Source organism: Streptomyces sp. NPDC054757 (assembly GCF_053612185.1).
On sequence record NZ_JBSHBW010000020.1, the window covers coordinates 1 to 20,379 of the forward strand.

General features: G+C 72.3%; 17 protein-coding genes. 10 read left to right on the forward strand and 7 right to left on the reverse strand.

Translation table 11 applies throughout. The annotated features are described in order from the left end of the window. Positions 1–248 precede the first annotated feature (248 nt). A complete protein-coding gene (locus ACWGKJ_RS22585; RefSeq protein ID WP_385017845.1) occupies positions 249–1,019 on the reverse strand; it encodes an SIS domain-containing protein in 771 nt (256 codons plus the stop codon). Positions 1,020–1,145: 126 nt separating this feature from the next. On the opposite strand from ACWGKJ_RS22585, the gene ACWGKJ_RS22590 reads away from it, so the two are divergent. After that, on the forward strand, positions 1,146–1,838 hold the full coding sequence (locus ACWGKJ_RS22590; protein WP_164267262.1) for a metal-dependent transcriptional regulator: 693 nt from the start codon (positions 1,146–1,148) through the stop codon (positions 1,836–1,838). Positions 1,839–2,441: 603 nt separating this feature from the next. Continuing rightward, a complete protein-coding gene (locus ACWGKJ_RS22595) occupies positions 2,442–3,317 on the forward strand; it encodes an alpha/beta fold hydrolase (RefSeq protein WP_385017849.1) in 876 nt (291 codons plus the stop codon). A gap of 199 nt (positions 3,318–3,516) precedes the next feature. Here ACWGKJ_RS22595 and ACWGKJ_RS22600 read toward each other — a convergent pair whose 3' ends face one another. The 3 genes from ACWGKJ_RS22600 to ACWGKJ_RS22610 form a co-directional block, all read right to left on the reverse strand. After that, positions 3,517–5,178, reverse strand: coding sequence for a transporter (locus tag ACWGKJ_RS22600; RefSeq protein WP_385017852.1), 1,662 nt, complete (start codon positions 5,176–5,178; stop codon positions 3,517–3,519). Further along, positions 5,175–5,951 (reverse strand): ABC transporter ATP-binding protein, encoded by a 777-nt coding sequence (locus tag ACWGKJ_RS22605; protein WP_385017855.1) that lies wholly within the window; start codon positions 5,949–5,951, stop codon positions 5,175–5,177. The genes ACWGKJ_RS22600 and ACWGKJ_RS22605 overlap by 4 nt, the downstream gene beginning before the upstream one ends. Positions 5,952–6,059: 108 nt before the next feature. Continuing rightward, positions 6,060–6,728 carry a bifunctional DNA primase/polymerase gene (locus ACWGKJ_RS22610; protein WP_385017858.1) on the reverse strand — a complete coding sequence of 223 codons (669 nt, stop codon included), beginning with the start codon at positions 6,726–6,728 and terminating at the stop codon, positions 6,060–6,062. A 258-nt stretch (positions 6,729–6,986) separates the two neighbouring features. On the opposite strand from ACWGKJ_RS22610, the gene ACWGKJ_RS22615 reads away from it, so the two are divergent. The 4 genes from ACWGKJ_RS22615 to purU all read left to right on the forward strand — a co-directional run bounded on the left by ACWGKJ_RS22615 (position 6,987) and on the right by purU (position 11,735). After that, a complete protein-coding gene (locus ACWGKJ_RS22615; protein WP_385017861.1) occupies positions 6,987–8,375 on the forward strand; it encodes a transcriptional regulator in 1,389 nt (462 codons plus the stop codon). A gap of 330 nt (positions 8,376–8,705) precedes the next feature. Then, complete coding sequence (locus tag ACWGKJ_RS22620; RefSeq protein WP_385017864.1) at positions 8,706–10,292, forward strand: hypothetical protein; 1,587 nt, start codon at positions 8,706–8,708, stop codon at positions 10,290–10,292. A 116-nt stretch (positions 10,293–10,408) separates the two neighbouring features. Further along, positions 10,409–10,855 carry an SCO4402 family protein gene (locus ACWGKJ_RS22625; RefSeq protein ID WP_385018119.1) on the forward strand — a complete coding sequence of 149 codons (447 nt, stop codon included), beginning with the start codon at positions 10,409–10,411 and terminating at the stop codon, positions 10,853–10,855. A 28-nt stretch (positions 10,856–10,883) separates the two neighbouring features. Further along, a complete protein-coding gene (gene purU / locus ACWGKJ_RS22630) occupies positions 10,884–11,735 on the forward strand; it encodes a formyltetrahydrofolate deformylase (protein WP_385017867.1) in 852 nt (283 codons plus the stop codon). Positions 11,736–11,825: 90 nt separating this feature from the next. Here the strand turns inward: purU and ACWGKJ_RS22635 are convergent, their stop codons facing one another. Further along, a complete protein-coding gene (locus tag ACWGKJ_RS22635; RefSeq protein ID WP_385017870.1) occupies positions 11,826–13,049 on the reverse strand; it encodes a maleylpyruvate isomerase N-terminal domain-containing protein in 1,224 nt (407 codons plus the stop codon). Further along, positions 13,046–13,636, reverse strand: coding sequence for an RNA polymerase sigma factor (locus ACWGKJ_RS22640; protein ID WP_385017873.1), 591 nt, complete (start codon positions 13,634–13,636; stop codon positions 13,046–13,048). Before ACWGKJ_RS22640 ends, ACWGKJ_RS22635 begins: the two co-directional genes overlap by 4 nt. 335 nt (positions 13,637–13,971) lie before the next feature. Between ACWGKJ_RS22640 and ACWGKJ_RS22645 the strand changes: the two genes are divergently transcribed. Next, positions 13,972–14,367 carry an STAS domain-containing protein gene (locus tag ACWGKJ_RS22645; RefSeq protein ID WP_385017876.1) on the forward strand — a complete coding sequence of 132 codons (396 nt, stop codon included), beginning with the start codon at positions 13,972–13,974 and terminating at the stop codon, positions 14,365–14,367. A gap of 165 nt (positions 14,368–14,532) precedes the next feature. Further along, on the forward strand, positions 14,533–16,035 hold the full coding sequence (locus tag ACWGKJ_RS22650) for a DUF4157 domain-containing protein (RefSeq protein ID WP_385017879.1): 1,503 nt from the start codon (positions 14,533–14,535) through the stop codon (positions 16,033–16,035). A gap of 45 nt (positions 16,036–16,080) precedes the next feature. On the opposite strand, the gene ACWGKJ_RS22655 is transcribed toward ACWGKJ_RS22650, so the two are convergent. After that, positions 16,081–17,610 (reverse strand): class I adenylate-forming enzyme family protein, encoded by a 1,530-nt coding sequence (locus tag ACWGKJ_RS22655; protein WP_385017881.1) that lies wholly within the window; start codon positions 17,608–17,610, stop codon positions 16,081–16,083. A 245-nt stretch (positions 17,611–17,855) separates the two neighbouring features. Here ACWGKJ_RS22655 and ACWGKJ_RS22660 point away from each other — a divergent pair, with 245 nt between their 5' ends. After that, complete coding sequence (locus ACWGKJ_RS22660; protein WP_385017884.1) at positions 17,856–19,106, forward strand: acyl-CoA dehydrogenase family protein; 1,251 nt, start codon at positions 17,856–17,858, stop codon at positions 19,104–19,106. Next, positions 19,106–20,062: an acyl-CoA dehydrogenase family protein gene (locus ACWGKJ_RS22665; RefSeq protein ID WP_385017888.1), complete on the forward strand. Its 957-nt coding sequence runs from the start codon at positions 19,106–19,108 to the stop codon at positions 20,060–20,062. The genes ACWGKJ_RS22660 and ACWGKJ_RS22665 overlap by 1 nt, the downstream gene beginning before the upstream one ends. The last annotated feature ends 317 nt before the right edge of the window (positions 20,063–20,379 follow it).

Sequence of the window (20,379 nt, forward strand, 5' to 3'; positions counted from 1 at the left end):
CGGCCCCTCCGGGCCCCTTGGGGGGCGCCCGCCCCCGCCGGCCGCGCGGCGCCCGCCCCGGGCCGGGCCGTCTCCGCGGAGCCGGTCACAGCAGGGACGAGCGGCCTTCGCTGAGGTTCGGCTCCCCTGAGCGCACGCGGTGATCGGCGGCGGCATACGGGGGTGGAAGTGCCACCGTGCCGCACCTTGGGAGGCCAGGGCGGGCAGAGGGGGCCGGGAGTGGGCGCAGTGACCAGCTGTTCAGTTGTTCAGTGCTGGTAGAAGATCCGGTCGCCGTACTCCGTCAGTACGCGCCGGTTCCACTCGTGGCCGCCGTCGACGTTCCCCGAGCGCAGCAGCGGGGGCTCCACACCCCGGCGGGCCAGTTCGCCCGCCGCCGAGGCCATCATCGCCTGCATCAGCGCGCTGGTGACGACCGTCGACGCGGGGGCGAAGGGGGCTTCGACGCCCTCGGCGGTCAGCTCCGCGTCGCCCACCGCGATCCGGCTGTCCAGCACGATGTCGCAGTGGTCCTTGAGATACGTACCGGAGGAGTGCCGTGACGTCGTCTCCTTCGTGTACGCCACCGATGTCACGCCGATGACCTTCAGGCCCAGCGTGCGGGCGCTCATCGCCATCTCCACAGGGAGCGCGTTGCGCCCGGAGAGCGAAATGATCACGAGGACGTCGCCCGCCGCCGCCGGACTGCAGTCGAGTACGGCGCTCGCGAGACCGTCGACGCGTTCCAGGGCCGAGCCGAGGGTGGCGGGCCTGACGTCGACACCCAGGGCGCCGGGGACGCCGAGCAGGTTCATCAGGGCGAGGCCGCCCGCGCGGTAGACCACGTCCTGGGCGGCGAGCGAGGAGTGGCCCGCGCCGAAGGCGAAGAGACGGCCGCCCGCCTGCACGGTGTCGGCGATCGCGGAACCGGCCGCCGCCACATGCTCCGACTCCTCGTCGCGCACCTGGCGCAGCAGGCCGATCGCGGCATCGAAGAAGTCGTCCGCCAGACCGCCGCTCGCGCTGTTCTCGCTGCTCATGCGCCTCACGGTGAGGTCCGTACCAGGGCGGTGTCAAGACCGCCCACGTCCTGTGCGGGCCGGTTGTCGTAGGTATGCGTCAGAATTGGATGAGGGCCATAGCGGCAGCGGAACATAGGGGCACGTATGAGTGGGCTGATCGACACTACGGAGATGTACCTCCGCACCATCCTCGAACTGGAGGAGGAAGGTGTGGTTCCCATGCGGGCCCGTATCGCGGAGCGGCTCGACCAGAGCGGCCCGACGGTCAGCCAGACCGTGGCGCGCATGGAGCGTGACGGCCTGGTGGCCGTCGCGAGCGACCGGCACCTGGAGCTGACGGAGGAGGGCCGGAGGCTGGCGACGCGCGTCATGCGCAAGCACCGGCTCGCCGAGTGCCTCCTCGTCGACGTGATCGGCCTGGAGTGGGAGCAGGTCCACGCCGAGGCGTGTCGCTGGGAGCATGTGATGAGCGAGGCGGTGGAGCGGCGGGTCCTGGAGCTGCTGCGCCACCCCACGGAGTCGCCGTACGGGAATCCGATCCCGGGCCTGGAAGAGCTGGGCGAGAAGGCCGAGGCGGATCCCTTCCTCGACGAGGGCCTGCTGAGCCTGGCGGAGCTGGACCCGGGCCCCGACGGGAAGAACGTGGTGGTGCGCCGGATCGGCGAGCCCATCCAGACCGACGCACAGCTGATGTACACGCTGCGTCGCGCGGGGGTGCAGCCCGGTTCGGTGGTGAGTGTCACGGAGTCGGCCGGCGGGGTCCTGGTGGGCAGCGGCGGTGAGGCCGCCGAGCTCAACCCCGAGGTGGCTTCGCACGTCTTCGTGGCCAAGCAGTAGCGCGCCCGGGACAGAGGGCGCCCGCTGCCTATACGGCCGGTGACGGGCAGACCGCGCAATGGCGCGGGAACGGCGGGAACGGCCCCGGCCGCCCGCAAGCCGTGCGACGCTGGGCGCCTACGGCGTGACGACGGTGTCGGCCCGGTGCGGTCCGGGTGCTGCCCGCCCGTCCGGCAGGGAGGGAGCAGATGGATGCGTCTGTCGTGGCCTCACCGGGTCTCGGACGGAGAGGGCCCCGGCGCTCGTGAGCGCCGGGGCCTGACCTCCCCCGCGCCGATCCGGAGCCCCGAGCTCCCAGGATCGGCCTGGCCGGACCCTCATCCCCGAGTGGTCCGCCCCCGCACGAAATCTCCCCAGGGCAGCACCCCTCAATCCTCGGTGGTTGTCACTCGAAGGTGGGGTGTTACGGAGGAAAACCGCGTGTTCGAATGCGAGTTCGATAGCCTGTGTGGGGCCGGCTCCGAACGAGCTCCGAATGAGCTTTGAGCAAGCTCCGTACGAGCTCCGTACGAGCTACGAACCAGCTACGGATCCATCCTGAGCGGCCAGCCGCAGTGTGTGCGGGACCGACCACCCGGGGGACTGAAGGGGGTGCCAGAACAAATGGTGCAGCGCATCGACGTGACCGGACCTGACGGCGTACGCCTTGCTGCCTGGGAGTTCGCCGACCCGCCCAAGGAGACCGACGAGGACGCCGGGGACGTCGGCCGCGCCCCGGGTGTCTTACTGCTGCACGGTCTGATGGGCCGCGCCTCGCACTGGGCGTCCACCGCCCGCTGGCTCTCCGGGCGCCACCGCGCGGTCGCCCTCGACCAGCGGGGCCACGGCCAGAGCGACAAGCCCGCCGAAGGCCCGTACACCCGGGACGCCTATGTGGCGGACGCGGAGGCGGCGATCGTCCAGCTGGGGCTTGCCCCCGTGACCCTCATAGGCCACTCGATGGGCGCACTCACCGCCTGGCAGCTCGCGGCGAAACGGCCGGATCTGGTCCGGGCCGTGGTCATCTGCGACATGCGGGCCTCCGCCCTGGGGATGGCCTCTCAGCGCGAGTGGGAGGACTGGTTCATGTCCTGGCCCGTCCCCTTCGCGACACTCGCCGACGTACGGAAGTGGTTCGGCGAGGACGACCCGTGGGTGGAGCGGCCGAATCCGTCCCGGGGTGAGTTCTTCGCCGAGGTGATGGCGGAGAGCGCCGACGGCTGGCGGCCGGTCTTCTCCCCTCGCCAGATGCTGAAGTCCCGCGAGACCTGGGTCTTCGAAGCGCACTGGGAGGAGCTGGCCCAGGTGCAGTGCCCCGCGCTGGTGGTCCGGGGTCTGGACGGCGAGCTGGGCCGGGCGGAGTCGCAGGAGATGGTGCGGGTGCTGCCCCGGGGTGAGTACGCGGAGGTGGCCGACGCGGCCCATCTGATCCACTACGACCAGCCCGAGGCATGGCGCGCGGCGATAGAACCGTTCCTGGACGCGGTGGTCACCCCGTAGCGGGGGAGCCCGCCCGGCAGCGGGCAGTGGCCACCAGGCAGGTGCGACCGCCACCCGGCAGCGGGCAGTGGCCACCCGGCAGGTGAGGCAGCCCCGCTGCAGGAGAGGCAGTCACCCGGCAGATGAGGCAGTCACCCGGCAGGTGCGGCCGCCACCCGGCAGGAGAGGCAGCCCCGCGGCAGGTAGGGCCATCCACCGCTCACCCCTTGCTGACCGCCAGCAGGATCTCCGGCAGCCGGCCGGCCGCCTGCGGTGCGGCGGCCCGCAGCCCTGCCCAGGCCGTGAGCGCCCCGTACACCGCGCCCACCGGCAGCAGAATCCACAGATACGGCTCATTGCCCGTGACATGCAGGGCGATCAGCAGGGCGATCACCGGAGCGCAGAGCAGAGCGGCCGAGACCATGCCGCCGAAGATGGAGATCCAGGCCAGCCCCGCCTGCCCCGGGGCGACGTTCTTGTGGGCGTTGTCCTGCGGGATCGAGTACGGGAAGCGGGCCGAGGTCACGGCGCCCGTCCCCAGCATCGCGCCGAGCAGGGCGAAGGCGAGCCCCATCGCCTCGGGCAGCGCGCCCCAGTCGCCGAGCAGCCCGGCCGTGACCACCGTGACCAGCGCGGTGTACGGGACGGTGACCAGGGCCAGCGCCAGGGCGCGCGACCGCAGTTCGGTGAACGCGTCCCGGGGCGACGAGATGGTCTGCGCGACCATCCAGAACGCCGAGGTGTCCTGGCCGAACTGGTTGTACATCTGGATGCCGAGCATCCCCGCGCCGAAGCAGGAGAAGTAGACGGACCCGCTGCCCTGCACGGCGTTGAGCACCGGCACGATCAGCCCGATCGCGAGCGACGCGATCCACGCGGCCTTGGTCTTCGGGTCGCGCCAGATGTAGCGCAGGGTGCGGAGCATCACCGTGCCCGTGCGGCCTTCGGGCAGCAGCCGCGACAGGCCCCGCGCCGACTCCCTGCGGCTCGGTCCTGCCGCCGCGAGCGTCGAGCCGTCCGGTGAGGTCATCAGCCGGACCAGGGTGCGCCGCCAGAGCCGGAGCATGATCACCAGGAAGGCCGCCGCGATGGCGAGTTGGGCCACGGCCACTCCGTACGAGCCGCCGCTCGCCGAGTCGACGGCGCCGATCGCGGAGGCCGGCGGCAGCCACCGCACCACGTCCCCGGCCGGGTCGAGCGCGGAGAGGCCGCCCGCCCTGCTGAGGCGCTGGACACCGAAGTTGACCGCCTGGATGCCGACCGCGATCACCAGACCGCTCAGTACGGCGAGATCGCGGCCCTTGCGCGAGGTGAGCAGCCGGACGTTGGCGGCGGCCACCGCCCGCGCCAGCGCCACACAGACCAGCACGGTCAGCGGAACGGCGATGACGGCGGCCACCACGGCCGCCGCGTTCGTCGCCACGGCGAAGGCGGAGCCGGCCGCGAGGCAGAGCGTGAACAGCGGTCCGACGCCCACCAGTGAGGCACAGAGCAGAGCCCGGACCAGCGGTTCCGGGCGCAGCGGCAGCATCACCAGACGGCTCGGGTCGAGCGTCTCGTCGCCGCTGGGGAAGAACAGCGGCATCGCCGCCCACCCCACCGCGAGCACGAGCGTCAGGATGACCGTCAGGGTGCCCGCGTGCGCGTGACCGTGCAGCAGGACCAGGCCGAGGAGCAGCAGCGCCGCGAAGAAGAGCGAGACGGCGACCGACGCGATGTACGCGGCCCTGCGGCCCGACGACTGGCGCAGCCCGTTGCGGAGCAGGGAGAGCTTCAGCCGGATGACGACCGGGGTGAGGGAGGGGCCGACCGGGTGGGCTCCGGGGGTGCCGGAGGCGTCGCCGGGGGTGTCCGGGCCTGCGGTGGTGGCGGACGCGGTCATCGCGGGCCCCCGCCCAGCCAGTCGAGACTCTCCCCGGCGTTCCTGCCCTGCGCGCCGACGAGTTCGAGGAACGCCTCCTGGAGGGAGGGCGCGGTTCCGCGTACGTCGGCGAGCGGGCCCTGCGCGCGGATCCGGCAGCCCGCCATCACCGCCACCCAGTCGCAGAGCGACTCGACCAGCTCCATCACATGGCTGGAGAAGACCACCGTCGCGCCGGAGCGGGTGTAGCGCTCAAGGACCCCGCGGATCGTCTGCGCGGAGACCGGGTCGACGCCTTCGAACGGCTCGTCCAGGAAGAGCACTTCGGGGTTGTGCAGCAGCGCGGCGGCCAGCCCGATCTTCTTGCGCATCCCGGTCGAGTAGTCGACCACCAGCTTGTGCTGGGCGCCCGCCAGATCGAGCACGTCCAGGAGCTGGGTGGCCCGTTTGTCGACCTCGGCGCCGGGCAGCCCGCGCAGCCGCCCGCTGTACGCGAGGAGTTCGCGCCCCGAGAGCCGCTCGAACAGCCGCAGCCCCTCGGGCAGTACGCCGATACGGGACTTGACCGCGACGGGGTCCTGCCAGACGTCGTGGCCCGCCACCTGTACGGCGCCCCGGTCGGGCCTGAGCAGGCCGGTCACCATGGAGAGGGTGGTGGTCTTGCCCGCGCCGTTGGGACCGACCAGACCGATGAACTGGCCCGCGGGCAGTTCGAGGTCGATCCCGGCGACCGCGACCTGCTCCCCGAACCGCTTCCACAGTCCCTCTACCCGTACGGCTGCCTGGTCCGGCATGTGCAGCGCCTTTCAAAGTCGCGGCTCTTGCGCCCCACCCTACGGTCGCCCGGCCGGCGCCCGGCCGTCCCGGCTCCCCTCGCGGCCGTCGCCGCCCCGGTCCCGGCCCTACCTGCGGCCGTCCCTGCTCTCCTGGCCGCAGCCGTACGCGAGGGGCCCGGTCAGCTCGTCCGCGTCCGGCAGCCAGCGGTTGACCGCCGTGGGCCGCCGTGCCCACTGCACGGTCCCGGCGGACCCCACCCGGGTGGGCGGCGCCGCGATGTAGTCGCCCTCGCCGCGGACCACCAGATCGATCGTGGACGGCAGCCACCCCAGCCTCCGTACCAGCTGGGGCACTTTGGCCCCGGCGCCCGGCAGGACGAAGAAGAGCATCCGGCGGTGGGGCGTGCGGATCACCGGGCCGAGCGTCACCTCCCTCCGCTCCATCCGGGCCAGCGCGAGGAAGCCCGCGGTCTCGGGGACGTCGATGACGTCGAAGGTCCGCCCGGTCGGCAGCAGGACCGAGGCCCTCGGCTGCCGGGACCACAGGGAGCGGGCGGCCACGGCGCTGCCGGTGGCCTCTGCCGCCCAGTCGGGGCGCGTGGGGTGTGCGCCGGGCGCGGGGCACGCGGTGTCCCCGCAGGAGCACCGCTCGCCGCCCGCCACGGGCTCCAGCCAGGTGCCGGGGAGCACGTCCCAGTGCCGCTCCTCCGCGTACCGTACGGCGCTGTCCAGCAGCGGTTCTGTGCGCTGCTGGGGAATCTGTGCGGCCTGCGTGCCCGTGGTGGTCTCATTCACGCACGGCTCAACTCCCGCCACCACCTGGGGTTACGGGGTCAACACACCGGGCAGAGCCGTGGTTTGACGGCATACGGGGCGCATGGAGGCATGGGCGGGGGCGCGTAGGCGAATGCACCCCCCGGAACGGGTATTCCTCAGCGAGGTGCAAGAGGAATGCCGGGATTACTCCCGTCTTCCACCGCATTCTCCCGACATTTCCCGGGCAGTGATCAACCCGACCGGATCAGTGATCGCCGCACGTCTCAGGGGGTATTCATGGCCGCCAGGCCGCTCGTCGCCCGTCAGCCCAATGAACGGCTGCAGGCACTCATTCAGGAAGCCGGCTGCTCCAACGCCGGTCTCGCCCGTCGCGTGAACATGGTGGGGTCGGAGCGGGGCGTCGACCTCCGCTACGACAAGACCTCCGTCGCGCGATGGCTGCGCGGGCAGCAGCCGCGCGGGCGGGCGCCGGGCATCATCGCCGAGGCGCTGGGCCGCAAGCTGGGCCGTACGGTCACGATCGACGAGATCGGGATGGCCGACGGCAAGAACCTGGCATCCGGGGTCGGTCTGCAGTTCTCGCCGACCGTGATCGGCGCGATCGAGCAGGTCTGCGAGCTGTGGCGCAGCGACGTGGGGCGGCGCGACTTCCTCTCCGGTTCCACGGTCGCCGCCTCCGCGCTGGTCGAGCCGAGCCGGGACTGGCTGATCACGGGGGCGGACGCGCAGGTGGCGCGCGCCGCGGGGGCCCGGGTCGGGGCGTCGGACGTCCAGGCGGTACGGGCGACGACGGCCGCGCTCACCGACCTCGACCACCGGTTCGGCAGCGGCCATGTGCGGCCGATCGTCGTCCACTACCTGAACAGCGTGGTGTCCGGGCTGCTGGCCGGTTCGTACCGTGACGCGGTGGGCCGCGAGCTGTTCGCGGCGGTGGCGAGGCTGACCGAACTCGCCGGTTACATGGCGGTCGACACCGGTCAGCCGGGGCTCGCCCAGCGGTACTACATCCAGGCCCTGCGGCTGGCCCAGGCGGCGGGGGACCGCGGGTACGGCGGCTATGTGCTGGCCGCCGCGATGAGTCATCTCGCCGCCGAGCTGGGCACTCCGCGCGAGATCGCACAGCTCGCGCGGGCGGCCCAGGAGGGCGCGCGCGGCCGGGTCACCCCGCGGGCCGAGTCGATGTTCTACGCGGCCGAGGCGCGCGGCCACGCGCTGATGGGCGACGCGCGTGCGGCGGAGGAGGTCGCGGGGCGCGCGCTGGCGGCGATGGACCGCGCGCAGTCCGCTACGGACGCGGGCGACGACCCGGAGTGGATCACCCACTTCGACGGCGCTTATCTGGCCGACGAACTGGCGCACTGCCACCGCGACCTGGGCCAGGGGGCGGCGAGCGCGAGCCGCGCCGAGGAAGCGCTGGCGGGCCTTCCGGAGACCAAGGCCCGGCGGCGGGGGATCGGCATGGTGCTGCTGGCCACGGCGCAGCTCCAGCAGCGGGAGCTGGAGCAGGCCTGCCGCACGGGGACCCTGGCGATGGAGCTGCTGGCCACGGTGCGTTCCGGCCGGGGTGCGGACTATCTGGACGATCTGCGGGGGCGGTTGGAGCCGTTCGCGGACGAGCCGGTGGTCCGGGATCTGGGGGCGCGGATGGACGTCGTGGTGGCGTAGGGGTGAGGGGAGACGGCGGTGGGGCTGCGCCCGGGGGACGGTCCCGCCCCGTCGCACCCTGCCGCCGGGCCTCGACGGGTCGCTGTTGCGGGTCGTTCCGCTGGGTGTGGCCGGGCTGTCGGCTGTGTGCGGCCTGTGGAAAGCCGTACGGGCAGCGTCGAGAACAAGCCATCCCGGCCCCATCTGGACGCCGTCCGGCCCAAGTACAGCGCCGGGCGCCCCGCATGTGTTACATCGCACACCCCCATCCGCCGTCCCGTGGCAGACGCGTCCGTTCACCCGGTAGCGTGAACCGACGATTCCGTAGGTCCACGTGCAGTAGGAGTCCCGGTGACGCAGAACGGACAGGGCGACGAGCCGCAGCTTCCCGCTGTACGGCGCGCGCACGAAGGTGTCGTACTGCCGTCCGACGGGAGCGGCCCGTGGATCCCGGAAGTGGCGGGCGAGCACACCGTCCCCGCAGGCGGCCAGCCGTGGGGCCAGCCCTGGGGACCGCAGGACGGCGGACCGCAGCCGCCGCAGCAGCAGCCTCCGCACATACCCCAGCACCAGCCGCCCCACCAGCAGCTGCCGCCTCCGTCCCACCAGCAGCAGCAGTTCCCGCAGCATCTGCCGCCGCAGCAGGCGCCGTACCAGCCGCAATTCCAGCAACAGCAGCCACAACACCAGCCGCACCAGCCGTACCACCAGCCGCCCGCCTCGCAGCCGCTGCCCCCGGCCGCGCAGCAATCCCCGTCGTTCGCTCAGCCGTTGCCGCCCGAGACCCCGCCGGGCGGGGTCGTGCCGGGCGGGGGCGACAACGAGGCGACGCAGTTCATCGCGCCCGTCCCCGGGGCGCCCGGGAACCCGGCGGAGGCCACCCAGTACCTGGGCTACCCCCAGCAGTCCGGGCCCGCCCCCGCCGCCGCGGGCTCCGACGCGGACCCCACGCAGTTCCTGCCGCCGGTCCCGGCCGCCCCGGCCGCACCCTCCGGCGGTCCGTACGGCATCAGACCGGGAGCGCCCGAGGACCGGCAGCCGCCCGCCGAGTTCGACAGCCTCTTCCGTACGGACAACGGGGCAGGGCCCCAACCGGCCGGTGAGACCCAGCAGATGCCCCGCTTCGACTCCCCGGCGCAGGCGCAGCCTCAGGCCCAGGCGCCCTATGGCGGCGGCACGTACGGCGGGGCCCCGCACAACCCCCCGCCCGGCAGCGACCCGTACGGCAGGCCGCAGCAGCAACCCGGCGCGCAGACACCGCAGTACGCCCCGGAGCCCGCATCCCGGTCCGCCGCGGGCAACGGCCGGCGCAAGTCGCGTACGCCGCTGATCGCCGCCGTCGTCGTCGGCTGCGCCGTCATCGGGCTCGGCGCGGGCGCGCTGCTCAGCGGGGGTGGCTCCGACAAGAAGGACGACAAGCAGCCCGCGGGCGCCACCGCGACCACCGCGTCGAAGGAGCCGGAGGCGGCGAAGGACCCGGCGCAGCCGCAGGCCGTCGCGCTCGACAAGGTGCTCGCCGACAGCAACAACAGCCGCTCCGCGGTGATCGCGGCGGTCGGGAACATCCGGTCCTGCCAGAACCTGCCCCGGGCGGCGTCGGACCTGCGCGGCGCGGCCAAGCAGCGCCACGATCTGGTGACCAAGCTCGGCACGCTCTCGGTCGACAAGCTGCCGGACCACGAGAAGCTGACCGGCGCGCTGACCACGGCGTGGAACGCGTCGGCGACCGCCGACGAGCAGTACGCGGCCTGGGCCCACGCCGTCGCGGCCGACGGCAAGAAGGAGTGCAAGCACGGCCACGCCAAGCGGACCGCGGCGGCCGGCCGCGGCGACGTGGCCAGCGGCAAGGCCACCGCGGCGAAGAAGCAGGCATCGGCCCTGTGGAACGCCATCGCGGAGAAGTACAGCCTGACCCAGCGCCGGGGCGACCAGCTCTGACCGGGCTTGACGGGACGAACGGCGGGGGCCCGGAAGACCGTCCCCGCCGGGAACGTACGATCGAAATCGTGCAAGGTTCTCCGAACGCTTCCCGTCGCGGCCGTCGCTCCACCACCATGGAGGGCATGCCGTTGACTGACATGCCGTGGTGGCGCTGGCGCGCCAATGTGCGCTCCGCGCTGCATATGCTCTCCGACCCGTCCTTCCACCAGGAGTGCTGGCTGGCAGGCCGTGCGGAGTACGGGGACGTCACCGATGCCGTGTACCGGCTGGTCGAGGACACCTGGCTCGACAACTGGTCCGCCGAGAAGTACGTCGGGACGGTCTTCCGGGACTCCGGCGAGTCCGCACTCGTGGATGTGGCCGTGCTGCGGGTGCTGCGCATCATGCACCAGGTCGGGGCAGATGCTCCCGTATCGGTCTATATGGAGCATCACGGCTGGCCGGAAGCGGTCCGGGCCGCGCGGGAGGCACACGTACGGCTGGCGACGGCCGACGGCGACGACCCGGATACGGCGCCGCGCACCCTGGAGGTGCTCCGCATCGTGACCAGGGCCGCCTGACGGCGGACGGTTGTGGCACCCTGCTGTCATGAACGACCAGTACGTCCTCACGCTCTCCTGCCCGGACAAACAGGGCATCGTGCATGCCGTGTCGAGCTATCTGTTCATCACGGGGTGCAACATCGAGGACAGCCAGCAGTTCGGGGACCGGGACACCGGGCTCTTCTTCATGCGGGTGCACTTCTCGGCCGAGCAGCCGGTCTCCCTGGAGAAGCTGCGTGCCAGCTTCGCCGCCGTCGGGGACGCCTTCGACATGGAGTGGCAGCTGCACCGCGCCGATGACCGGATGCGGATCGTCCTGATGGTCAGCAAGTTCGGCCACTGCCTGAACGACCTGCTCTTCCGGTCCCGTACGGGCGCGCTGCCCGTCGAGATCGCCGCGGTGGTCTCCAACCACCCGGACTTCGCCGAGCTGGCCGGGTCGTACGGCATTCCCTTCCACCACATCCCGGTGACGAAGGACAACAAGGCGGCGGCCGAGGCGGAACTGCTCGACCTGGTCCGCAGGGAGAACGTCGAGCTGGTGGTGCTGGCCCGCTATATGCAGGTCATCTCGGACGACCTCTGCAAGGCGCTGAACGGCCGGATCATCAATATCCACCACTCCTTCCTGCCGAGCTTCAAGGGCGCGAAGCCGTACCACCAGGCGCATGCGCGGGGCGTGAAGCTGATCGGGGCGACGGCCCACTATGTGACGGCCGACCTGGACGAGGGGCCGATCATCGAGCAGGAGGTCGAGCGGGTGGGCCACGAGGTCACGCCCGACCAACTGGTCGCGATCGGGCGCGATGTGGAGTGCCGGGCGCTGGCGCGAGCGGTCAAGTGGCATGCCGAGCACCGGATCCTGCTGAACGGGCACCGGACGGTGGTGTTCGCGTAGCGCCGCTCCCGCTCCCCGCTCTCCGGCCCGGTTACTCCCGGGCCGCCCGCCGCCGCTGGTCAGGGCGGTCCGGGCGGCCGCCCGGGGCGCTCACATCCGGCTGAGCGAAGCCGCCGCGAACAGCACGTCCCGGATCGCCTCGCGGTCGCCCTCCTGCCCGGCGACCGCCTCCTCCGGCTCCACATGTCCCGCAGCCAGCCGGCAGAACTCCACCCCGTCCAGCGCGACATGGGCCACGGCCAGGTCAGGGGAGCCCTGCGCGGCCGGGGAGTCCAGGGCGATGTACCAGTCGCCGCCGCCCGCGCCCTCGATCTCCAGCCGCAGCGAACGGCCCGGCCGCCCTTCCGGGACCGGCCCGCGGGCCGGGCTCGCCAGGCCGGAGCGGCGGCGGCCGGCCAGGGTGGCGGGCAGCGTCCGGGCCGCCAGGTCGATCATGAGGTTGAGATGGGCCGATGACGGCGGCTCGTACGGATAGTCCACGGCGTCCGCGATGTCGCCCGCGTGCAGCCAGCACTCGAAGGCGCGGTCCAGGAGCGAGTCGCGCAGCGGCAGACTGAACTCCCCGTACGATACGGACGGTTCGGGCATGTCCTGGCCGGTGAAGGAGACCGTCCGGAGCAGAGTGTGGCTCTGTGCGCGCCAGGGCTCGCGGATCGTGCCGGTCGGGGGAGCGGCGAGCGCCCGCCAGTACCGCCTGGTGCGCTCGGTGGGTGAGCGCGGCGGATCGCTGCCGAGGAGACCGTCGAGGCCGTCGTCCAGGCCGAGCGCGGCCGATACCAGGCCGTCGACGGTCAGCAGATGGCCGATGACCCCGGCGACGGTCGTCCGCCGGGAGGTGGCGCGCTCGTCCTCGTACCACTTCAGCCGGACCGGGGCGTGCCACTCCGCGTCGCCGAAGTCGTTCAGCAGGGCGTCCAGCCTGGCGGTCTCCGCGTCGTACGGAGCCGCCCACGCCGGGATCGGGATCCGGGCCGGTCTGCGGCCCAGGCAGCCCTGGAGCACCCGGGACCGCAGCAGCGGGTCCAGGTCAAGGCTCCGCTCCGTGTGCAGCAGCGCCACCGCGTCCCGCAGCCGCAGCGCCTCGTCCGCACAGGGCGCGCAGTCGGTGAGATGGTCCTCGACGGCCTCGGTCTCCTCGGGAGAGCAGGCGGCGAGCGCCCAGGCGCCGAGCAGCGATTTCAGGACCTTGTGCGACAGCTCCACTGGCGGCGCGGGCAGGAAGGCCAGGTCGTCGGCGGCCCCGCGCGGCCCCGGTATCCGCGCCGGAGCGTCCTCACCGGGGCGTCCGGCCGGTTCCTCCGCCGGCCCCGTCACAGGGCACGGCCGTATCCGGGCGGCGAAGCCCCTTCGGCGGGACGGGTGTTGGCCGTGGAGAGCAGCTGGAGCCCGAGGCGCAGCCGCCGCCGTGCCTCGTCCTCGGTGACACCGAGATCGGCCGCGGTCTGGCGGTAGTCCCTGCGCTGGAAGTACGCGAGTTCGAGGGCGGCGCGCAGCGGTGCGGGCATGGAGGTCACGATGTAGTCGGCGCGGGCCGCAGCCGACGCCTTGCGCACCTTCTGCTCCAGCCTCTCCGTCTCCTCGGCGGTGCCTTCGCCATGGGCGGCGAGGGACGCGGTCTCGGCCTGGCGGAGCAGCCTGACGGCCTGGCGGTGGGCGAGGGCGGCGACCCAGGAGCGCATCGGGCCGTGCTTCGGCTCGTACTCCTCCGGGTGCTCCCAGATGTGTACGAAGACCTCACGGGTGATGCGGTCGGCCGCCTCGTCGTCGTCCAGTACGCGGTGGGCCAGGCTGTGCACGAGGGAGGCGAACCGGTCGTACAGCTCGCCCAGCGCGGCTGCCTCGCCCCGCGCGAGCCGCTGCTGCATCCTGCGGTCCCACCGCTGTGGTGTGTCCTTCGGCATCAGGCCCCCAAGCATCCGCCCCAGTCCCCTTCGACAGTAACCGCAGGGCCCGCGAAGTGCGCCTCTTTGCGGTAAGCGCGGTCCGGGAGCGCTGCGGGGTGGTAGGGGAACGCTGCGCGGTGGTAAGGGAGTGCGGTGGACCGGCGGTGGAGCGATGAGGGCTGGTCCAGGCGCCCGGAGGCGGCCGAATATGATCTTTTCTGTCTGAAAATGCCTGGGTTTTTATGGCAGGGACGGTGTTTCATAAGGGTCCGATGGGGCAGCCGCCCGAGTGGAACGCAAACTTCCGGATCTTTTTCCGGACCGGCAGACCGACAGCGGAGAGGTCCAGTCCCGTGATGCTGAACGTGACCGAAGCCGAACGCGGTGCCTGGCGCGTCCTGCGCATATCTGGCGAAATGGATCTGGTGAGTTCCCCCGAGGTCCGTCAGTGCGTCCATGACGCGGTGGCCGCGGGCTGCCACGACGTGGTACTCGACCTCTCGGACGTGGTCTTCTGCGACTCCAGCGGTGTCGGTGTACTGATCGCGGCCCGCAGACTGATGCGCTCCTGCCAGGGCCGGCTGCGGCTGATCCTGCCGGGCGGCGGCGAGGTGGGCGGCATGTCGGGCCAGGGCGGCGCCGCCCATGTGAACAAGGTGCTGGGCGCCCTGGGGGTCCGACGGCTCTTCGAGGTGTACGCGGACGTGTACGACGCCACGGAGGACGACGCGCAGCCGATCTCGGCCTGAACGGCAGCCTGTCGTTCCCGGCGAACGATTCTGCCCGCAGGTTTGCCCCTGGGGCCCTTACCGGGCGGGGCGCCCGTCCGGTAAGGATGGGGGTGCACCAGAGGCCCGGAGCCGGACCGGGCGCGTCGCCGGATCCGCCGGCCTGGTGCCGTCTCGGGAGGGCGTATGCGCAGCCGACAGTCGAAGCGCGGGAGCGGGCTGCCCGCGGCTGCGGGCACCGCCGAGCGCCCGAGCGCCCCCGCCCTCCCCGTACAGCGCGACCTCGCGGTCCGCTCCCCGCAGGGTCTCCTCGCCCTCCAGCGGGCGGCGGGGAACGCGGCGGTGGCCGGTCTCGCGTCCCGGGGTGCCCGGAGCGCGGGGACCCGGGCGCCCGCTGCCGCGCCCGTCATCCAGCGGGTGAAGACCGGCGCCCCGACCGGTGTCGTCAGCGGCGACGACGAGGCGTTCTTCACCACACAGGCGCCGGAGGGCGTACTGCGCGACGGCCGTCGGCAGCCGGACGGCCTGCTCGACCACCACGTGGACCATGTGGACGCCCAGGATCACCATCCTGGCGACGTCAGCCTCCGGTACTCCGACGACGACACGCTCGCGGTACACGACACCGAGCGGGAACCGAAGGAGTTCTACGCCACGGACGAGGTGTTCCAGCACGCGGTGGACCGGCTGGCGCAGGTCGGCAGCGCGTACACGCTCGTCCGGGGCGGCTCGCAGATCAAGACGGCCGCGGGGACGCTGGGCAAGATCACCCCGGTCACAGCGGACGAAGCCACCCGGAAGAAGGCAGGCCGCTTCGCCGATCTGATGCTGACGGAGTGTATCGAGGTGGCGCGCAAGGTCGTGGGCTCCCGCAAGATGCAGGTGGTGATGGCGGGCGACGGTGGCGCGGCTCCCTGGCGCGGGAAGTCCGGTGTGGACCTGGCCCATCACCTGGACAAGACGGCGCGTTCCGGCGGTACGACCAATCCGGCGGAGGCCGCAGCGGGGGCCTCCGCGGCGGGAGCCGCAGCGGAGGCGAACGGCACCGAGATCCACAACGAGCGGGAGGTGGCCCGGGACTACGGAACCACCCTGCGCGAGCGTCCCGCCGAAGCGGACCGGGTCGCCCAGGAGATGGGTGTCAACCAGTACGCCAGGCCGCTGGTCGGGGAGGGCTTCGCCACCCACTCCGTCGGCGACGAGGACAAGCACGACTTCGCCACGGTGCCCGACGGCGAGAGTTTCACCGACCGGTCCGCCGACGACATCTGGAACTACCACTTCGCCGGGGTCGTCGCCCGCAGCAAGGACGAGAAGTCCTGGGTCACGCTGGAGAACTACAAGCGGGACTACAACGCCAAGGCGGCCGTGGGGGCCTTGGAGAAGAAGCTGTTGAAGGCGTACAAGGAGAAGACCAAGGCGCTCCTGAACGGCTACCAAGGCAAGACACCGCAGGGCGTCTTCGACAGCGACAAGGTCATGGCGATGATCCAGGAACTCGCCGGCGTCACCCGCCAGGACGCCATGCAGGAGTACCAGAAGCTCGGCACGGACAAACTGGCCTGGCAGGGCAAGTGGTTCTTCCGTCTCTACGGCTCCCAGCCCGGCGAGACCTTCCACGACAAGCAGTACGGGGGCGGCGCCAACGACATCGTGAACCCGCTGACCGTCCGGGTGCGCCGGGGGTGAACCCCCTGCTGCTCCCGCGCTGAGACCCCGTACCGGCCCGGCCGTTCAGCCGTACAGCTCCCGCAGCTTGTACTTGAGCACCTTCCGCAGCGCGTCATTGCGCGGCAGGGCGTCCACCACCTCCAGCTGCTCCGGCAGCTTGTGTACGGAGAGGCCCTCGTCGCGCAGGAACGCCGATATCGCGGCCAGGGTCAACTCCCCGGCTCCCGGCCGCCGTTCGAGGACCGCGCAGACCCGTTCGCCGCGCTCCGCGTCCGGGAGCCCGACGACCGCCGCGTCGGCGACCGCCGGATGCTGGTGGAGCAGGTCCTCGATCTCCTTGGCCGAGATGTTCTCGCCCTTGCGGATGATGATGTCCTTCATCCGCCCGGTCAGCACCAGATGGCCGGTCTCCCTGAGATGGCCCACGTCGCCGGTGACCAGAAAGCCGTCCGCGTCGAAGGCGTCCGCCCCCTGGTCCTGGCCCGCGTACCCCTGGCAGACCGCTTCGCCGCGCAGCCGTACCTCCCCGTCGACCCCGGCGGGCACCGGTTCGCCCGCCGCGTCCACGATGCGGATCTCCATTCCGGCGGGCGGACGGCCCTCCGTGGTGGCGAGGTGCTCGGCCGTGTCGTCGGGGGCACCCATGGTGATCATGGGGACCTCGGTCATGCCGTAGCCGTGGGTGAGCTGTACGCCCATCTCCCGTACCACCGCGTGGTACACCTCCGGGGGCTTCGGCGCCCCGCCGCCGGCCAGCAGCCGCAGGGTGGGGACCAGCCGTTCGCCGGGGACCTTGCGCTGCTCGGTGAGGAACATCGAGTAGAACGCGGTGGAGCCGCCCGCGACCGTCACCCCGTGCCTGCGGTACTCGGGCAGCGCCGTCTCCATCGCGAAGTGCTCGAAGAGGACGGCCGGGAAGCCGTAGAGGAGCAGCATCACCAGGTAGTCAGGGCCGCCGATGTGTGCGAAGGGGAAGGCCATCGAGCCGACGTCGTCCGAGGTGAGGTGCAGGGCGTGGGCCAGGCAGGAGCCGCCCGCGATCAGCGAACGGTCGGTGTGCAGCACGCCCTTGGGGTCGGATGTGGTGCCGGATGTCCAGTAGATCCAGCGGACCGCCGTGCCGTCGGCAGGCGGCGGCGGGAGCACGGCGGGGTCGCCGTCCGGCAAGGTGCCGTACGCCTCGAACACCCCCCGGGCGCCGAGCCGTTCGGCCATCGCGGTGTGGTCGTGCCCGCGCCAGGTGCCCGGTACGGCGAAGAACTCCGCCCGGGATTCGCGGAGCGCGAAGCCGACCTCGCGGTCCCGGTAGTACGGGATCACCGGCGACTGGACCGCGCCGAGCCTGGCCAGGGCGAAGGAGAGCAGCACGGTCTCGGTCCTGGTCGGCAGCTGCCAGGCGACCACGCTTCCGGGCCGCACCCCCATCCCGTACAGACCGGCGGCGACCCGCTCGGCGCCGTCCCGCAGTTCCCCGAAGGTCAGTGTGCGGTCACCCTGGAGCAGCACGGGCCGGTCCGGGGTGAGGGCGGCGCGGCGGTCGGCCAGCTCCCACAGTGTGCGGGATGCGCCCAGTGCGTGTGCGGTCTCGTCCATGCGGCCCGAACTCCCTCGTGCTCCGGCGGGTCTTGGCTGACGGGCACCCGTAGCTGACGTACACGCGTAACTGACGGGTAGTCAGGTCGTGTCGAGAGCGTAGGGCTCCGCGCCTTGTCGGTCCAGAGGGCCGGGAGCTAGCCTGCTTCCTGACGGCCCATCAGGTTCATGCGCTGTGACAGTTGCGTACGGCTGTGAACTCCGCCGGATATCGGGCCACCGGACATGCCGGAAGGGACACCCTGATGGACCTCAGGTACACGGAGGACGAGGAGGTCTTCCGCGGGCGGCTGACGGAGTGGCTCGCGAAGGCCCTGCCCGCGCTGCCGCCCGCACCGGACCCGCTGGACTGGCCGGGCCGCCGCGCGTACGACACGGCCTGGCAGCGGATGCTGTACGACGCCGGGTACGCGGGGCTGCACTGGCCGGCCGACGCGGGCGGGCGCGGTGCCACGCCGACCCAGCACCTGATCTTCCTGGAGGAGACCGAGCGAGCCGGGGCCCCCTACGTCGGGGCGAACTTCGTCGGGCTGCTGCACGCGGGCCCGACGATCGCCGCCGAGGGGACGGCGGAGCAGCGGGCGCGCTGGCTGCCGCCGGTGCTGCGCGGGGACGAGATCTGGTGCCAGGGGTTCAGCGAGCCGGGCGCCGGGTCGGACCTGGCGTCGCTGCGGACCAGGGCGGTGCGCGACGGCGACCACTATGTGGTCAACGGCTCCAAGATCTGGACCTCGCACGCCGAGGTCGCCGACTGGTGCGAGCTGCTCGTCCGCACCGAACCAGTCAGCGAAGCGGTGCCCAAACACCGGGGGATCACCTGGCTGGCCATGCGGATGGACACCCCCGGTGTGACCGTGCGCCCGCTGCGGACGCTCGCGGGGTCCACCGAGTTCGCCGAGATGTTCCTCGACGACGTACGGATCCCGGTCGGCGACCGGGTGGGCGACGAGAACGACGGCTGGCGCGTCACCATGGTGACCCTCTCCTTCGAGCGGGGCACCGCCTTCGTCGGCGAGGTCGTCGCCTGCCGCCGCACCCTGGGCGAACTCGCCCGTACGGCACGGGAGAACGGCAGCTGGGACGCCGATCCGGCGCTGCGCCGCCGACTCGGCAGGCTCGGCGCCGAGTTCGCGGCGCTGTGGCGGCTCACCCAGTGGAACGTGAGCGAATCGCAGGGCGGGGGCGGGGCCGTATCCGGGAGCGGCCGGTCCGCGTCCGGTGGCGGGGGCGGTGGGTCCGCGTCGGGGGGCCGGGGCGGCGGCGGATTCGGGGTGCCCGGCATCGGCGGTTCGGTCTTCAAGCTCCGCTACTCGCAGGCCCGTCAGGAGCTGTACGAGGCGGCCGCCGAGGTCCTGGGCCCCGATGCCATCGACCTCGCGCACCCCTGGAACCAGGACCGGCTGTCCTCGCTCTCGTACACCATCGCCGCGGGCACCTCGCAGATCCAGCAGAACATCGTCGCCGAGCGGATCCTCGGCCTCCCCAAGGAGCGCTGATGGACTTCCGGCTCACCGATGACCAATTGGCCCTGCGCACCGGCTTCCGTGAACTGCTGGCCGGCCGCTTCGGACGGGACGCGCTGCGGGCCGCCGTGGAGCGCCCGGCCCTCGACCGCGCCCTGTGGCGGGAGCTGGGCGAGGCCGGGCTCTTCTCGCTCCGGTTGCCCGAGGCGGACGGCGGGGTCGGACTCGGGCTGCCCGAGGCCGTTCTCGTCTTCGAGGAGGCGGGGCGCGCCCTGCTGCCCGGCCCGCTGGTCGCCACGCATCTCGCGGCGGGCACGGTGCCGGGCGCCGACACCGGGCGGACCGTCGTCGCGGCCTCGGACGGCGCGCTGGTGGAGTGGCTCGCGGAGGCCGACGAGGTGATGCCCGTGGTGGGCACCACCGCGGACGCCACTACGGGCACCACCATGGACACCGTTGCGGACGCCCGGCCGGTGCGGTCGGTCGACCCGCTGACGCCGCTGCACCGTGTCCGCGGCGGACGGCCCCCGCACCCCGCGGCGGCCCTGCTCACCGCGGCCCTCCAGCTCGGCAGCGCGGCGCGCACCACCGAACTGGCCGTGCGGTACGCGGGCGAGCGCGAGCAGTTCGGCCGCCCGATCGGCTCCTTCCAGGCCGTCAAACACCTCTGCGCCCAGATGCTCGTACGGGCGGAGCTGGCCAGGGCGGCGGTGTACGCGGCGGCGGTGACCTGCGAGGCGGGCGGCGGCGGTACGAGCGGGGGCGGGGGACGGGCGGGGGACGGGGCGGCCGGCGCCGAGGTCGCCGGGGCGAAGCTGCTCGCCGATGACGCGGCCGTCCGTAACGCCCGGGACTGCCTCCAGGTACACGGCGGTATGGGATTCACCTGGGAGTCAGATGTTCATCTTCATCTCAAACGGGCCTGGGTGCGGGCCGAACAGTGGATCACCCGGACCGAGGCCGAGGAGCTGGTCGCCGCCGCGCTCTGAGGGGCGGCGGGATGTCACCGGGCCGTCACCGAGCGTTGATACCGGGTTGTGTCCTTCGACAGGGCCGTCACGGGCCGGAGTCGGCGCCGCGCTCCGGTACGCTCCGTGGGATGCGAACGACCGTGTTGCGCGGATGCGCTGTTGGCACCTCCGGGGTGGCGGCAGCTCGGGGAATGCGCGCCGTTCGCACCGTACGTGGGTGCGAGGAGCGCCTTCGTTCGACTGTCCGCAACAGGCGTCGCACAGTATGCACCACGCCTACTCCTTCGCGCTGGAATATGCCCGAAGCGCTTGTTGCGGTGACTGTACGTCAACCA